Below are 15368 nucleotides of genomic sequence, written 5' to 3' on the forward strand. Positions count from 1 at the left end.
GGAAGAATATGGATCAGCGGGTAAAAGCGCTGTTTGCCTCGGCGGAAGCGGGCAGAGCGCAGGCGGAACGTCTGGCGGCGCATTACTGCGGCGCGGGATGGCAGGTGACACTTTATCCTGAGGCCCTTCTGGAGGAAAGCAGAAAGCGGGCGGAGGAAGAGCAAATGACGCATCTGCTGTACTTTCACGATGAGGAGCGGATCACATTGGTGAGCTTTGCGGACGAAATGGGCGGATATAGTGTAGACATACAGGTCAGCGATTTGATCCTGCCGAAAAAATAAAAAAACAGAGACAGGCAATATTTTACAAAATACCTCATAGGATAAAAATGTAAGTCAATACATCATTTTTATCCCAAGGAGGTATTTTATTATGTGTGGATTTGGTGGCTGCGGTAACGACAACTTTATTTGGATCATCCTGCTGCTGTGCCTGTGCGGCAACAATAACAGCGGCAGCTGCGGCTGTGGGAATGAAAATTCCTGGCTGTGGATTCTGATTCTGCTGTGCTGCTGCGGAAATAATGGCTGCGGCAGTCAGCTGAATAACTGCGCTTCCTGCTGATACCCGAAACAGGATCAGACAGAAGCAGCGCGAGAGAGGGTGCCTTCGGGCACCCTTTTTTTGTGGGAAGAGGGGATACTATACTTTCTGCCTTAGGTGTGGTATGATGAACTAAAATCGAAGGTAAGGGGGATTTATTATGAGAGTTGGTATTATGGGACCTGGCAGTATTGCCGAGAAAATGGCTTATACGCTGAATCAGATGGAGGACGCTCAGTGCTACGCGGTAGCCTCCAGAAATCTGGAACGGGCAAAGGCCTTTGCGGAAAAATTCGGTGTGACGAAGGCGTATGGTTCTTATGAGGAGATGACCCAGGACCCGGATGTGGAGCTGATCTACATTGCGACGCCTCATTCTCATCATTATCAGTGCGCAAAAATCTGTCTGGAGCACAATAAGCCCATTCTTTGCGAAAAATCTTTTATGGCCAATGCGAAACAGGCCAAAGAGATTTTGGATCTGGCCAAAGAAAAAGGCGTATTTGTAACGGAGGCCATCTGGACCAGATATATGCCTTCCGCGCGGATTATGATGGAGGCCATTGACGCGGGGAAAATTGGTGAAGTAAATTTTGTGACGGCAAACCTGGGCTATGCTCTGAAGCATGTACAGCGTATGGTAGATCCTGCGCTGGCCGGCGGCGCACTGCTGGATGTGGGGATTTATCCGCTGACTTTTATTGCTATGGTATTGGGTGATGATGTGGCGGAGGTTACTTCCTCCTGTGTAAAAACGGAAACCGGCGTAGATGCTCAGAATGCCATTATCCTGAAATACGCCAACGGTACCATGGGGATTGCCCACAGCGGCATGCTGGGCCCCACAGAACAGTATGGTATTGTTTACGGTACGAAAGGCTATCTGATTGCGGAGAATATCAATAATGTGGATCGGATCTGCATTTACTCTGCTGACAGAAAATTAGTGGAGGCCATTCCGATGCCGGAACAGATCACCGGTTTTGAGGACGAAGTGCGCGCTTCCATGAAAGCTATTTCGGAAGGCCGTATCGAATGTCCGGAGATACCCCATAAGGAGATTCTGCGGATGATGGAGCTGATGGACAGTCTGCGGGCTGACTGGGGCATCCAATATCCTTTTGAATAAGAAGAGAAACAAAAAGAAGGTATGAGATGTGTTACATCTCATACCTTCTCGTATTTTTGTTGTTTTCAGGCCATTAGATGATGCCCATTTCTTTGGTGATCTCAATGATGGCGTCAGCCGCTTTTTCCAGATCCTCTCTGGTATGGGCTGCGGAGATCATGACACGCAGTCTTGCGGTGCCTCTGGGTACAACGGGGAATTTGATTGCCTGTGCGTATACGCCTTTGTCATACAGACGAGCGCTCAGTTCTTCCGCTTTTTCCGCGTCGCCAACGATAACGGGGATAACGGGTGTTACGGTGGAGCCGGTGTTCAGACCAGCGTCCTGCATCCGTTTTGCGAAATATTCTCTGTTTTCCCACAAGCGTTTTACCAGTGTATCGTCATGTGCGATTTTGTTGATACCGGCCAGAGCCGCCGCGGTCAGACAGGGAGCCAGAGGGGAAGCGGTGAAGATAAAGCTGCGGGCCTTGGGACGCAGTTCTTCGATAAATTCCTTTGTACCTGCTACAAAGCCGCCGGCTGCGCCGAATGCTTTGGACAGAGAGCCTGTTTCTACGGTTACTTTGTCACGCAGACCAAAATGTTCTACAGTACCTTTGCCGTAAGGGCCCATAACGCCATCGCCGTGGGCATCGTCTACCATGAACATAGCGCCGTATTTTTCAGCAAGAGCGGCCATTTCGGGCAGGGGAGCCAGATCGCCGTCCATGCTGAATACAGCGTCAGCTACCAGCAGTTTTTTGCCTTCTGTGGGCTCTTTGAGCATTTCTTCCAGTTTTGCCAGATCCATATGAGGATATACCTTTACTGTGGCACGGGACAGACGGCAGCCGTCGATGATGCTGCCATGATTCAGTTCGTCACTGTAAATGGTATCGCCTTTGCCCACCAGTACGGGAATAACGCCGGTGTTGGCAGCTACGCCGCTGTTGAATACCAGAACGGCTTCTACGCCTTTGAATTCAGCCAGCGCTTTTTCCAGTTCATCGTGTACAGCAAAGTTGCCGACGATATTACGGCTGGCGCTGGGGCCAACACCATATTTGTCAATGGCTTCTTTCGCTGCTTTTACCAGATCGGGATCGTTGGCCAGACCCAGGTAGTTGTTGGAGGCCATGTTGATGATGTCTCTGCCGTCCAGATTGATATGGGCGCCCTGAGGACCATAAAGTGTTCTGTACATGATACGCATCCTTCTTTCTTTATAATTCCCTTATAATTTTTGATTTGGCTGCGGCGGACCGAGAACGTGCCTGACCCGTCGTTTGTATTTATATTCATTATAAACCAATGAAAAATGTATGTCAATGAAGGACTCAAAGTCGAATCTGTCCAGGAACCTGATTATTTGCCTTATCCTTTTCCTGGATAAAATGACCGGTAGTAGGAATTTTGCGGGTACGGTAATATTCCAGATCTTCTGTCACAAATTCCTCAGCGGGGCAGACGCGGCTGATGCTGCTGTTTTTCTTTAAGGTATACAGCTGCACCCCCGCGGCGTTTTTGGAAGCGGCAGCGGGCAAAAGCTCCGTATTCAGGACGGTAGCCTTATCGCTGTTGCGCATGAGCAGATAATCCCTGTCGGCGTCCAGTTTTTCCATATAGACCAGAGCAGCCCGGGAGGAATAGGCATTGACCAGCTTTTTCCGGTTGGTCTTGGTAGCGTAGGAGGAAAGGGGAACTTTGACACCCTTTCCGTTCTCAAAGAAAAAGACCATAAAACCACTGTAATCGGTGGTAGCCGTCATATAAAGTATGTGTTCCTCCGGCTCCATGCCCAGCAGATTAGGCAGATATTCCCCCAACGCACTGGCTTTGGTATCCGGTGCGTCGTTGGCTTTGAGCTTATATACGTTGCACTGGTCAGAGAAAAACAGCAGATCTGCCCGGTTGGTGCTTTCCAGTTCCAAAAGCATGCGGTCGTCCTCTTTTAATTTCTGCTCCCCGGCGGAACGCAGGGAAACCAGAGAGATTTTTTTGAAATAATTTTGCTCCGTCAGGAAAAGACGGATGCCGTAATCCTCAATAAAGTCCTCCTTGTCCAGAGTAGGGATTTCCTCTTCCTGAACGATTTCCGTTTTTCTGGGCTGTCCGTATTTTTTGGCGATGGCTTTCAGCTGGCGGCAGATGATGTTTTTGATCTTGGTATCGCTGCCTAAAATCTGCTTTAATTCCTCAATTTCTTTTTTCAGCTCATCCAGTTCCGCCGTCCGTTTCAATATATATTCTTTATTGATGTTGCGCAGACGGATTTCGGCGATATATTCCGCCTGTACCTCGTCAATATCAAAGCCTGTCATCAGGTTAGGAACAACCATGGATTCCAGTTCCGTATTGCGGATAATGGAAATGGCCTTGTCAATGTCCAGCAGGATTTTCGCCAGACCTTCCAGCAGATGCTGTTTTTCTGTTTTTTTCTGGATATCAAAGGCGGTCTGCCGGCGAATGGCGTCCATACGGAATTCTGTCCAGTGCTGAAGGATGCCGCCGATGCCTAAAGTCATGGGGTGTCCTTGGATCAGCACATTGAAATTACAGCTAAAGCTGTCAGACAGAGGCGTCAGAGAATACAGCTTGTGCATGAGAAGCTCCGCGTTGGTACTGCGTTTTATATCAATGGCGATTTTCAGGCCATTCAGATCTGTTTCATCCCGGATGTCGGTGATTTCCCTGATTTTGCCGTTCTTGACCAGAGCAATAATCTTGTCGATGATGGTCTCAATATTGGTGGTGTAGGGGATCTCATAGATCTCGATACAGTTATTTTTGGCATCATAGCGGTATTTAGCCCGCAGTTTGATACTGCCCCGTCCGGTACGGTAGATCTGCTCCAGTTCCTTTCGGTTGTAGATCAGCTGAGCACCGGTGGAAAAATCCGGTGCCGGCAGCAATTCGCAAAGATCGGCGGAGGGGTCTTTGATAAAGGCGGCTGTGGCCTCGCAAAGCTCTGCCAGATTAAAGCTGCAGATGGCACTGGCCATCCCTACGGCAATACCCAGGTTGGGGTTCGCCAGAATATTGGGGAAGGTGGTAGGCAGCAGAAGCGGCTCCTTCATGGAGCCGTCATAGTTGTCCGTAAAATCCACCGTATTTTTATCAATATCAGCAAAGATCTCCGCACAGATAGGCGCCAGCTTGACTTCTGTGTAACGGGAAGCAGCACAGGCCATATCTCTGGAATACTGCTTGCCGAAATTTCCTTTGGAGTCTACCAAAGGCGTCAAAAGGGCGCCGTTGCCGTCTGTCAGACGGACCAGTGTTTCGTAAATGGCCGCGTCGCCATGGGGATTCAGCTTCATGGTCTGACCCACCACATTGGTGGATTTTGTCCGGTCTCCCCGCAGCAGCCCCATTTGGTACATGGTATAAAGCAGTTTGCGGTGAGAAGGCTTCAGTCCATCGATCTCCGGGATGGCCCGGGAAACGATGACGCTCATGGCGTAGGGCATGTAGTTTTGCTCCAGTGTGGTGGTGATAGGCTGTTCCTGTATGAAGTTTTCCTTATGTTCTGCAATATTTTTTTTCTTTTTTGCCATGTCTGCACCACCTTTCTTAACTGATATCTGTCAAATCCAGATATTTATAGCCTTCCTCGGCGATAAACTCTTTTCTGCCGGCCAGATTTTCTCCCAGCAGCAGCTCAAAAACTTCCTGTGTCCGCTGGACGTCATCAGGCGTTACTAAAATCAATCTTCTTGTTTCCGGGTTCATGGTGGTCTCCCACATCATTTCCGGCTGGTTTTCCCCCAGACCTTTGGAGCGGTTGATTTTAACTTTTCCTTTTAATTTGCTGACAATATTATTTTTCTCGCTGTCGGAATAAGCAAAATAGGTATTTTTCCCGTTGATGATCTCATAAAGAGGAGACTCGGCGATATAGACCTTTTTTTCCTCAATGAGCGTAGGCACCAGACGGTACAGCATGGTCAGCAGCAGGGTACGGATCTGGAACCCGTCCACGTCAGCATCGGTGCAGAGAATGACCTTGCTCCAGCGCAGCTGACTCAAATCAAAGGAGTTGAGGCCGGTATTGTGCTTGGATTTGATCTCCACACCACAGCCCAGAACCTTTAAAAGGTCTGTAATGATATCGTTGCTGAAAATACGGTTATAATCCGCTTTCAGACAGTTGAGGATCTTGCCACGGATGGGGATGATGGCCTGAAATTCCGCGTCCCGTCCCTGTTTGCAGGAGCCAAGGGCGGAATCGCCTTCTACAATATAGAGCTCTCTGCGGCTTACATCCTTGGTTCGGCAGTTGACGAATTTTTCCACACGGTTGTTCATATCCAGAGAGCCGGTCAGCTTTTTGCGGATGTTGATTCTTGTTTTTTCGGCGGTTTCCCGGCTGCGTTTGTTGGCCAATACCTGCGCAGCGATCTTGTCCGCCTCCATTTTATTTTCAATAAAATAGATTTCCAGCTGCTGACGGAAAAATTCCGTCATGGCTTCCTGTATAAATTTATTGGTAATGGATTTTTTCGTCTGGTTTTCGTAGCTGGTTACCGTTGAAAAAGAGTTGATAACCAGAATCAGGCTGTCCTCAATATCGGGGAAGGTGATCTTCTTTTCATCCTTTTTATAGAGATTGTTTGTTTTCAGATATTTGTCGATGGCGGAGACAAAGGCGCTTTTGACAGCCTTATCCGGTGCGCCGCCGTGTTCCAGAAAACTGGAATTATGGTAGTATTCCAGTAGATTGACATGATTGTGGAAACAGAAGGCAGACTCGAATTTCAGACGGTATTTGGGCTTGTCCTCCCGGTCTCGGCCCTGGGTCTCTGTCTGCAAATAGTGGATAGAGGTGAGGGCATTTTCTCCCGCCAGCTCCGCCAGGTAGTCCTGGATGCCGTTTTTGTAGAGATACGTATAGGTTTCACCGCTTTCTTCATCGAAAAGCGTAAAAGTCAGACCAGCGTTTACAATGGCTTGACGGCGCAGGATATCCTGGAAATAGGAAAGGGGGACCGCAATATCTGTGAAAACATCCCGGTCCGGCAGCCAGCGGATCTGGGTGCCTGTGGGATGCTTTGGCGCGGCTTCTTTCATCAGTCCGCCAATATTTTCCCCTTTTTCAAAATGCAGCTGATAGCACATGCCATCACGATAGATCATAGCGTCCATATAAGCGGAGGCATACTGTGTGGCACAGGTGCCAAGGCCGTTGAGCCCCAGGCTGAATTCGTAATTTTCCCCTGTGTTGTTCTGATATTTCCCGCCGGCGTATAATTCACAGAAAACCAACTCCCAGTTGAATCGGTCCTCTTTAGCATTGTAGTCTACCGGAATGCCGCGGCCATAATCCTTTACCAGAATAGAATGATCCTTGTAGCGCACTACCTCTATTTTGTTGCCAAAGCCTTCTCTGGCTTCGTCGATGGAGTTGGAGAGAATTTCAAAAACAGCGTGCTGGCAGCCATCCAGACCATCGGAGCCGAAAATGACGCCGGGACGAAGGCGAACACGATCCGCGCCTTTTAAGGACGTGATGCTTTCATTATTATAGTTGGAATTGGATTTCTGCTGCATAGAGACACCTGCTTTTCTAATGATAAATTTCATAAAAATCTTGATTTTCCAATAAATACACTTCTTTTACTTTACAGGAGTTCGGCTTTTGTGTCAAGAGAACAGGGGAAGGGATGTTCGCTGTTTCTTCTTCTTGACCTCATATTTTCGTAAATGAGGGTGGATTATTAAGAGCGAAAATGATGCAAGAAAAACGCTCCTTCCAGGAGGAAGGAGCGGGACTGCGCTGTTTTTATACGAAAATATATTTTAAGATAAACGCGATAGCCAGAGCGTATATGATCCAATGGATCTTCTTTTCTTTTGCTTTTCCGGCTGCTACCTGAATAACAACATAAGAAATAACGCCTAAAGCGATGCCTTCTGAAATGGAATACATAAACGGCATGGCAATAATGGTGATAAAGGCGGGGATAGCCTCGGTCATATCAGAAAAATCAATACGAACAACCATTTCCAGCATCATAAACCCAACGATTATCATAGCGGGGGCTGTGGCAAAGGAAGGGATAGCCAGAAAAATGGGAGAAAGGAACAGGGAGAGCGCAAACAGCAGCGCAGTTACCACAGAGGTCAAACCTGTCCGGCCGCCGGCCATTACGCCGGAAGAACTTTCTACATAGCTGCTGACGGTAGAAGTACCTAATATCGCGCCTAAACTGGTGCCGATGGCGTCAGAGAGAAGCGCGCCCCGGATACGAGGAAGATTTCCGTTTTCGTCCAGCATATCCGCTTTAGATGCCACACCAATGAGTGTTCCCATGGTATCAAAAAGGTCCACAAAGAGGAAGGAAAGCATAATGGTCAGCACATTCAGGCTGAGAATGCCGGAAAAATCCATTTTCAGGAACGTAGGAGCCAGAGATGGCACATGAAGTCCGGTGGAAAAATCCGGCAGAACAGAGCCCATACCCAATTCCGGCGCAGGCTGATAAATCCCGGTCAGCTGGCAGATGATGCCTAAAAACCATGTGCAGAAAATGCCCAACAGGATACCGCCAGGCACTTTTTTGCAAATAAGTACCGCAGTAATCAAAATACCGATAAAAGCCAGCAGTGCGCCGACACCCTCTGGGGAAAAAGTGCCGTTGACAAGAGAGTTATGAAAAGGATAAATGGAAACCAGCGTAGAACTGTCTACGACCAGCTTGGCGTTCTGCAGGCCAATAAAGGCGATAAATAAACCAATACCGCAGGTAATGCCCATTTTTAAAGAGGCGGGAATACAGTTGAAGATCGCTTCCCGTACATTTGTTACCGAAAGCAGAATAAAAATCAGGCCTTCGATAAATACGGCGCCCAACGCCACCTGCCAGCTGTAGCCCATCTGGCCGACAACCGTATAGGCAAAAAAGGCGTTTAACCCCATGCCGGGAGCCAGAGCAAAGGGATAGTTGGAGAAAAATGCCATCATTAGTGTAGCCAGACAGGAAGAGAGCGCCGTGGCCGTAAAAATGGCACCGCTGTCCATACCGGATGCGGATAGGATGGACGGGTTAACAGCGAGAATATAAGCCATGGTCATAAATGTAGTAACCCCGGCTAAAATCTCCGTTTTTACGTTGGTCTGATGTTTTTTCAAATGAAATGTTTTTTCCAGCAGATCGTGCATGAGAGTACCTCCTTGATTATTGTATACATTTCTATGAAAAGCGTATTAAAAAACTGTTAAGATGTCAATGTTTTTTTTACTGTCCTGAAAGAGCACTGAGAAAGTAGGGCTTACTGTTTGATTTGAGAAAAATGATATTGTGGCGAAAAGAGTTTATGGAAGAAAAACATTGCTTTTTTTTATAAGGACTGGTATACTATATAGGCAATTTACAGCAAATTTGAGAATTTATAGAACGGATCAAAGGGGGTTGACTCGAAATCGAGGCGGTGGATTTCGTCCCCGATGCCAGAAAGTCAGGAAACATCAGGCTTTCAGCCAAAGCAGCCAAACAAAAAAAGCAGAAATGCTAACAAATTGCTAACAAAAGAAAATTTACTGAAAATTTGAAAATACTTTAATGCGTTAATATGGAAGCGTATCGAAGAGGTCGCAACGAGCTGCACTCGAAATGCAGTTGTCCGCAAGGGCACGTGGGTTCGAATCCCACCGCTTCCGCTTTAGAAACCTTGATTTTTCAGGGTTTCTTTTTTTGTTTCGATACGCTTCCATAAGTTCTTTTCAATCTTTTTTACTCTGCAATGCATTACCGATAGCAGCGGCGGACTGCTGTTTTGCGTGATAGTCGATATGAGAATAGATGTCTGCCGTAGTGGAAAAGTTGGAATGTCCCAGCCATTCCTGAATGGATTTCATTGGAATGCCTTCTGCTACCAGCATACTTGCACAGCTGTGACGCAGTTCTTTGAATGTGAGTTTTTTCAAACCGTATTTTTTCAATAACCAGCCGAAGTGGTCGCTGACGAAATTAGGGCGGAACAGCTTGCCCATTTCGTCTACACAAACATAATCCATATATTCTTTGCAGTAACTGTTTCCAAACAATTTCTGATTTCGTTCCAGCTTTGCTTTGTGTTCCAACAGCTTTTCTTCTACAACGGGAATCAGGGGCAGTGTGCGATAGCTGGATTTTGTTTTCAGCTTGTCCTCTGCGTAAACAATGGTTTTTCCGTTTTCAGTTAGCTCTGTGACCTTGTGATTGACGGTGATGGTCTTGTTTTCAAAATCAATGGCACTCCAACGCATTCCTAAAGTTTCGCTTCTGCGGAATCCATAGTAGGCACTTAAAACAATGGGGATGTAAATGGGATCGTCTTTGGCAATATCCAGCAAAGTCAAAATTTCCTCCTTGGTATAAAAACTGGAGATATGTTTGTTCTTCTTGGGACGCTTTACCCGATCCGCAGGATTGCTGAGTATGTAATCGTTTTTCACAGCATAGGCAAGTGCCTGATGAAGAACTGCGTGATAATGAATCACCGTATTGGTGGTGTAGCCCTGTTCCAAAATTTCGTCATACAGCATTTTGATGTGCTTCGGTTCTACTTCCGTCAAAAGCAGATTCAATTTTTCAAAATGAGGTCGGATACGAGCGGAGACCATATTGTCATAACTTTTGTAGGTGGCTCGCTCCACCAAAGGTTTTACGATTTTCAGCCATTCATCCATGTAATCAGTCATCAAAAGCCGACTGCCGTCCATATTTTCCATGGATTCTTTCGTTTCGTATGTCCGTTTCAGGTTCTCCAGAAATTCCAAAGCACGACGTTTGTTTCCTTTCACTGGCAAGCCTGTGCTGACAGATTTCTGTTTTCTTCTACCGTCCACATAATAGCTGACGATGGCGTAATAGATGCCTTTTCTTTCATAAATACTTCCTGTTACCATAAAATCTCTCCTTTCTTTAGAAATCATCTGTCTCAGGTGTTTGGGTATGTTACCATGGTCGGATGACTTTTACCACTCTTTTTCTGCTTTTCTTTTCCATAAAATCCGTTGTGGCAGTTTATTTTTCTGATTCATATAAAAAACGAATGACATTGATCTTGGGAATCAAATAGACTCGTCCAATTTTCACTGATTCGATGCGACCACTTTTTAAAAGGGCATAAGCTGTAGTCCTGCCAATGCCACCTAACATTTCCCTCAATTCGTCAACATGAACCACATCTGGATAAGAGTGGAACATACGAAAATAGTCATTTTTTGCTGAACCTTGCGTCATGATATATCCCTCACTTTCATTGTTGTGTAGTATCATTTAGTTATAGAAATGTAATAGGAGAACTGTATAAAACTATTACTTATATCATAAAGGCGATGAAAATACAAAAAATGGTATCACAAATTGAAAATATTTTTGCGGGAGGTGTTGATTATCGATACGTATCGTGATTTAATAGAGCAAAAAAGACTGACTGAACAGGAAAAAATAATGATCGAACAATGGAAAACGGTACTGGATGAGTTGGATCGTGCGGAGAACTGCAACAACAGAAGGCACAAAGAAAAACGGGATATGCTGGACATGACTCTCTGTGAGTGCCAGAATGAAAAGGAAGAATATCTTTCTTCTGAAATCAAATTGAAGTTATCCGATACAGATGAAAATTGGCTGGAATGGATTTTCTCCAGAAGTTCTGCAGACTTGTACCAGCTGACAGGAAATGTCGGGCTGGCAAAATCATTGCAAACATTGACGGCAATGCAGAGAAAAGTTGTTTTTTTGTTTTATGTCCATGGGTTTTCCGTAAAGGATATTGCCACATTGTTGGGCAGCAGCGAGCGGAATATCCGAAAACTGCGGGAAAGAGCAAGGGAACATATGAAAATATCGTGCTAGAAAGGCGGCAGAAGCCATGAAAAAAATAAAAGAAATCTATGAGAACCGAATCTCCACATGGGCGAAATATTCCGGTTATCGTATCATCAAACGTCATGGACAGGACTATATTGCCCCGGACGAAAACGCTGTGCTGGTGTGGTATGACCCTGTGGAAAAGGAAGAAACGCTGATTGCCGATGTTCTGAATATGGGAAAAAGCATTGCGGATGCAAAGAGTGGGGAGAAAATGACTGCGGCGGCTCTTGATTTTGTTTCCAAGTATGGCTTGCTGGGGTGGATGCCTTCTCTGCCGGTGAATCCATATTTTTATTTGGAGTCCAAAGTTTTGCTGCCGGAAAATGAATATTTTTTATTTTCCAGCACCACTAAAGATACAGAAAAATATTTGGAGCAGTTTCAAGTGGAACCAAATGGAGAAAAACTTTTGGGAGCTGGGCAAGAGCAAGGGCGTTCTCCCCTCTATGATTTGGTTTTTTCTAAAAATTATTGTGAGCCGGTGGACTGGATCGTCCCTTTTTTGCAGGAGATGTTTGAGCATTTCCGTGCCCAAGAAATGATGGAAGACCCCAGGTATGAGCCCTGGGAAAAATTGATTTTGCGAAAAAAGATAGAAAGTTTCTATCATCCAGGTGTTCCTTATATGTTGCGGTACACTCCTGTACCGCGTGCCTGCTGGGCGTTTGATAGCCTGAAAATGGTGGTGGAAACTGCTTGTGTCGTGGCATTGGGACAGAAGGAAGATCCGGTTGCGTCTTGTAAACATTGCGGAAAATATTTCTATCGGGAGGATGTTCGGAGCGCTTATTGCTCTCATCGGTGTAGGAATCAGTATCATGTTTATCAGAGTAGGAAACGAAAAAGACTGGAAGAAAATGATTAAGACGTAAAAAAGCGGCTGGAAAAGCAATTTCCTCTTAAGAAAACAATGGTTTTTCTTTTTTTCGATTTCTTAAGAGGAATTGCGACGGCTGTCTTCAGAAGAAAACATACCAAGTATAATCTCAATAAGAAAGCTGAAATCCTTTATTATAATAAGGATTTTGGCTTTCTTTGTTTTCTTCTGAAGATGCCCCTAGCCGCTTTTTTTCATGGATTAAAACGATTCAAGAATAATCGAAAGACCTCCTGATCCGTCTCCAAATCTCTACTCAGGAATCGTTTGACTAGTTCTGATGTGATGGTTTGGGAGAAAAGTCGGAGCGGAGAACAGGGAAGAAATCGACGAAGCAGAATATTTTGAAAGGCGTCTATCTTTTCTTTGCCGATGTACTCTCTGATTTTGTTCTCTGTTTGCTGGAGTTCTATGGTGTCTACAGCAGAGAAAAGGAAATTCTTTTCCGCAAGAAAATCTAAAAGGGACTGCTCAAAAATAAAATCTGCTGTGGATATCAGGCAGAGATTTTGTTTTGTGGATGCCTCCTGACAAGAGAATTTCTCCATGATGGCAGAAATTTTTGGTGATGCTTCTCTGCTGGTATCAGAGAATAGATGATGCATTTCTCCTATGGCAGCCTGAGCTTCGTCCTGCAAAACAATGAAATCGATCTGGGACACCATCTGGAAAAACAAAGATAAATAGTGATCTAGCAGGTAAGATTTCATGCCAAGAGCAGAACGCAGCTCCTGCGCAGAACGAAATATTTCCCGAAAAGTAGGTGGGGACGGAGCTGAAAGAGAAAGAAAAGATTGCAGTATGTCCATAACATGACCTCCGTTTATTTGAAGTCGGCAGAGCCGCTTGTGGTATATAAACTCTTGTGGAGAGGGATGTCAAGAGGGAGTATGAAAAAATGCTAGAATTAAAATAGGTTGATAGTTTACGTTTTAAGAAAATCAAAATAGCTTTATGTATTGTTCCATGTTAGAATGAAAATAGATATTTGCTAAAGAAACGATTTAAGGCAGCTGTTCTTTTGTATAAGTGGAAGGGGGCAAAACCATGAACAGGATTAAAAGCTTAAACGGCTATCAAAAAGGTGTCTTGTTATTGATGATTGCTATGGTAATCATATTTACAATGTTTTATGCCAAAACGATTTCGCGAGTGGGATTTGCATATCAGGGAGCTATTCTTGTACCAAGCCAGGAAAATGGAAGTACAGTTTACGCTGGTAAAATTGAGGGAGAACAAGCATCATTTACCGTGACGCAGGATCAGACGGTTGTGTTTCAATATGGCGATAAAACCTATGGACCTTATACCGTAAAAAAAGATTCTACGGCGCTTCCAAATTCTGAGGATCTAAAAGAGGGAGCAAAATTAGAAGATATGATTGGAGTTGAGATTCTTCAAGGGGATTCTATTTTGTTTCGTGGCGGTATTGAAAAGTTTGGCGATCACAACTTGCTTTATAACGAGGATGGCACCTTACATAGTTTTGGTATTTCTTTTGTAATCAACAATGGAGAAACAAGAGATGCAGATGGAAATCTCATTGATCCTATGGAGCCAGATGCCTCAACCATCTGGGAGTTGATAAATGGTCCCCAATTAACACATAAGGGTCAATGGTATACTTGGTTTGGAGCTGTTGTTCTTTGTGTGCTCAATGGAATTTCGATTTTGTTTGCAGACGAACTGTTCCGTTGGAACATGAGGTTTCATATACGCGATGCGGAAAACGCAGAGCCTTCAGATTGGGAAATGTGCTCAAGATATATCGCGTGGACTGTGATTGCCATAATGACGTTGGCGCTTTTCATTATGGGGCTTCAATAGTGAAGGTACTGTGTTAGAGTTTTTGTGTTGCAAACATGGTTTCAAAGTCCTTTTCCAGAATCAATATGCTGCATGCAAGTGTGTTTTAGCAGATGTATTGGATTAGGGCTGATTCTTGATTTAAGCTGCAAATGCCCATGTAAATGTATTGATGGCGAGTTTGAAAAACAAAATACTGGATGAAAGACCGTTGATTTATGCCACTTCGTGGTAGAATCAGCGGTCTTTTTTGTTCTTAGTTTTGATAATTGAGGATGCTTTTGCACCAGAAAAGAAATAGTTTGTAGTGTGATTGCGAAAGGCACAGATAGAATTTTGGCTTGTATAGGAACCAGCGTAAGAACTGCATTAGAGGGAGAAAAAAGAAAGGGCAGGACGCAATTTAACAAACGTCAAAGGATACCCCCTGTGTGCCCTTGTACGCCCCTGTGTGGCGATTTCTTTCTAAGGTGGAGGAATTGCCCCATGAGGGTAGAAAATCGGCGGAAAAACGAATTTTGAAACATCACGAAACATGATGTAATTTGGAGGCTTTGAAGTGCGAAAAATGATAGCAGGTTAAAGACCGGCATCAAACCGGTCAAAAAAGCCCTCAAATCCCCACAGTGTGGGGATTTTTTGCAGGTGCTGGTATTGCACCGCAGACGTCGGTTCGTGCGTCACAGGAAGAAAAAAGCGGGAGTTTGCTTAGAAAACATGGGATTTTCCACAGACGTCGGTACCGACATCAAGGGTTTTTTGGACGATAAAAAGCATGATGGGATGTGAATATTTTGCTGGCTGAAATTGTATTTTTTTGCGAACTGTGGCATAATAATTTTAAATCAATAGGATGTTAGATAATTACTGAGAGAGGCGTATGATACGTGAGAGACACAATAGAATACAATTTTAAAACATATGAAGAGTTAGTTTCGCTTTTTGAAAGAGCAAATAGAGCTTTCTTGAAATTGAATCAAGACTTATTATTGGACTATAGTCAATAAAAAAGACACGATTTTTGAATATATTTTCTGGGAACGGCTAGATTCCTTACCGATCCCAGAATGTTGCTTCCATTTCATCTGGTGTCAGATAGCCTAAAGAACCATGTGGTCTGCGAGAGTTATAGAAGCCTTCGATATATTGGAAGACAGAGTGGTAT

The 15368-nt window shown here is 44.9% G+C and carries 13 protein-coding genes and 1 tRNA gene; 7 read left to right on the forward strand and 7 right to left on the reverse strand.

Annotated elements, in window-relative coordinates; genetic code table 11:
- The first annotated feature begins 8 nt into the window (after positions 1–8).
- The 3 genes from H9X84_RS04975 (at position 9) to H9X84_RS04985 (ending at position 1675) form a co-directional block, all read left to right on the forward strand.
- Positions 9–284: a hypothetical protein gene (locus tag H9X84_RS04975; RefSeq protein ID WP_205133068.1), complete on the forward strand. Its 276-nt coding sequence runs from the start codon at positions 9–11 to the stop codon at positions 282–284.
- Between the two features lie 91 nt (positions 285–375).
- A complete protein-coding gene (locus H9X84_RS04980; RefSeq protein WP_205133067.1) occupies positions 376–567 on the forward strand; it encodes a chorion class high-cysteine HCB protein 13 in 192 nt (63 codons plus the stop codon).
- A 139-nt stretch (positions 568–706) separates the two neighbouring features.
- The gene (locus tag H9X84_RS04985) at positions 707–1675 is read left to right on the forward strand and encodes a Gfo/Idh/MocA family protein (protein WP_205133066.1); all 969 of its coding nucleotides are present in this window, start codon (positions 707–709) and stop codon (positions 1673–1675) included.
- A gap of 73 nt (positions 1676–1748) precedes the next feature.
- Here the strand turns inward: H9X84_RS04985 and H9X84_RS04990 are convergent, their stop codons facing one another.
- From H9X84_RS04990 to H9X84_RS05005, 4 genes are all read right to left on the reverse strand, one after another.
- On the reverse strand, positions 1749–2861 hold the full coding sequence (locus H9X84_RS04990) for an aminotransferase class I/II-fold pyridoxal phosphate-dependent enzyme (RefSeq protein ID WP_205133065.1): 1113 nt from the start codon (positions 2859–2861) through the stop codon (positions 1749–1751).
- Between the two features lie 133 nt (positions 2862–2994).
- The gene (locus H9X84_RS04995) at positions 2995–5214 is read right to left on the reverse strand and encodes a DNA gyrase/topoisomerase IV subunit A (RefSeq protein ID WP_205133064.1); all 2220 of its coding nucleotides are present in this window, start codon (positions 5212–5214) and stop codon (positions 2995–2997) included.
- Positions 5215–5230: 16 nt separating this feature from the next.
- Positions 5231–7207, reverse strand: a complete 1977-nt coding sequence (locus H9X84_RS05000) for a DNA gyrase/topoisomerase IV subunit B (RefSeq protein ID WP_205133063.1) — start codon at positions 7205–7207, stop codon at positions 5231–5233.
- A 232-nt stretch (positions 7208–7439) separates the two neighbouring features.
- Complete coding sequence (locus tag H9X84_RS05005) at positions 7440–8819, reverse strand: NCS2 family permease (protein ID WP_205133062.1); 1380 nt, start codon at positions 8817–8819, stop codon at positions 7440–7442.
- A 412-nt stretch (positions 8820–9231) separates the two neighbouring features.
- Here H9X84_RS05005 and H9X84_RS05010 point away from each other — a divergent pair.
- A tRNA-Ser gene (locus tag H9X84_RS05010) sits at positions 9232–9317 on the forward strand.
- A 63-nt stretch (positions 9318–9380) separates the two neighbouring features.
- Here H9X84_RS05010 and H9X84_RS05015 read toward each other — a convergent pair.
- Both H9X84_RS05015 and H9X84_RS05020 read right to left on the reverse strand, forming a co-directional pair.
- Positions 9381–10547: a site-specific integrase gene (locus H9X84_RS05015; protein ID WP_205133061.1), complete on the reverse strand. Its 1167-nt coding sequence runs from the start codon at positions 10545–10547 to the stop codon at positions 9381–9383.
- Positions 10548–10665: 118 nt separating this feature from the next.
- Positions 10666–10884 (reverse strand): helix-turn-helix domain-containing protein, encoded by a 219-nt coding sequence (locus tag H9X84_RS05020; protein ID WP_205133060.1) that lies wholly within the window; start codon positions 10882–10884, stop codon positions 10666–10668.
- Between the two features lie 210 nt (positions 10885–11094).
- On the opposite strand from H9X84_RS05020, the gene H9X84_RS05025 reads away from it, so the two are divergent.
- Both H9X84_RS05025 and H9X84_RS05030 read left to right on the forward strand, forming a co-directional pair.
- Entirely contained in the window at positions 11095–11502 is a 408-nt protein-coding gene (locus tag H9X84_RS05025) for an RNA polymerase sigma factor (RefSeq protein WP_205133059.1), read from the forward strand.
- Between the two features lie 16 nt (positions 11503–11518).
- The gene (locus H9X84_RS05030; protein ID WP_205133058.1) at positions 11519–12385 is read left to right on the forward strand and encodes a hypothetical protein; all 867 of its coding nucleotides are present in this window, start codon (positions 11519–11521) and stop codon (positions 12383–12385) included.
- 206 nt (positions 12386–12591) lie between these two features.
- On the opposite strand, the gene H9X84_RS05035 is transcribed toward H9X84_RS05030, so the two are convergent.
- Complete coding sequence (locus tag H9X84_RS05035; RefSeq protein WP_205133057.1) at positions 12592–13206, reverse strand: hypothetical protein; 615 nt, start codon at positions 13204–13206, stop codon at positions 12592–12594.
- 238 nt (positions 13207–13444) lie between these two features.
- On the opposite strand from H9X84_RS05035, the gene H9X84_RS05040 reads away from it, so the two are divergent.
- Entirely contained in the window at positions 13445–14224 is a 780-nt protein-coding gene (locus H9X84_RS05040) for a hypothetical protein (RefSeq protein WP_205133056.1), read from the forward strand.
- The last annotated feature ends 1144 nt before the right edge of the window (positions 14225–15368 follow it).

Origin of the sequence: Anaerotignum lactatifermentans, assembly GCF_016902535.1 — a bacterium.
Taxonomy (GTDB): Bacteria; Bacillota; Clostridia; order Lachnospirales; family Anaerotignaceae; genus Anaerotignum; species Anaerotignum lactatifermentans_A.

Coding starts and splice junctions, on each gene's coding strand:
- H9X84_RS04975 (WP_205133068.1), top strand. CDS start 9: ATGGATCAGCGGGTAAAAGCGCTGTTTGCCTCGGCGGAAGCGGGCAGA.
- H9X84_RS04980 (WP_205133067.1), top strand. CDS start 376: ATGTGTGGATTTGGTGGCTGCGGTAACGACAACTTTATTTGGATCATC.
- H9X84_RS04985 (WP_205133066.1), top strand. CDS start 707: ATGAGAGTTGGTATTATGGGACCTGGCAGTATTGCCGAGAAAATGGCT.
- H9X84_RS04990 (WP_205133065.1), bottom strand. CDS start 2,861: ATGTACAGAACACTTTATGGTCCTCAGGGCGCCCATATCAATCTGGAC.
- H9X84_RS04995 (WP_205133064.1), bottom strand. CDS start 5,214: ATGGCAAAAAAGAAAAAAAATATTGCAGAACATAAGGAAAACTTCATA.
- H9X84_RS05000 (WP_205133063.1), bottom strand. CDS start 7,207: ATGCAGCAGAAATCCAATTCCAACTATAATAATGAAAGCATCACGTCC.
- H9X84_RS05005 (WP_205133062.1), bottom strand. CDS start 8,819: ATGCACGATCTGCTGGAAAAAACATTTCATTTGAAAAAACATCAGACC.
- H9X84_RS05015 (WP_205133061.1), bottom strand. CDS start 10,547: ATGGTAACAGGAAGTATTTATGAAAGAAAAGGCATCTATTACGCCATC.
- H9X84_RS05020 (WP_205133060.1), bottom strand. CDS start 10,884: ATGACGCAAGGTTCAGCAAAAAATGACTATTTTCGTATGTTCCACTCT.
- H9X84_RS05025 (WP_205133059.1), top strand. CDS start 11,095: ATGATCGAACAATGGAAAACGGTACTGGATGAGTTGGATCGTGCGGAG.
- H9X84_RS05030 (WP_205133058.1), top strand. CDS start 11,519: ATGAAAAAAATAAAAGAAATCTATGAGAACCGAATCTCCACATGGGCG.
- H9X84_RS05035 (WP_205133057.1), bottom strand. CDS start 13,206: ATGGACATACTGCAATCTTTTCTTTCTCTTTCAGCTCCGTCCCCACCT.
- H9X84_RS05040 (WP_205133056.1), top strand. CDS start 13,445: ATGAACAGGATTAAAAGCTTAAACGGCTATCAAAAAGGTGTCTTGTTA.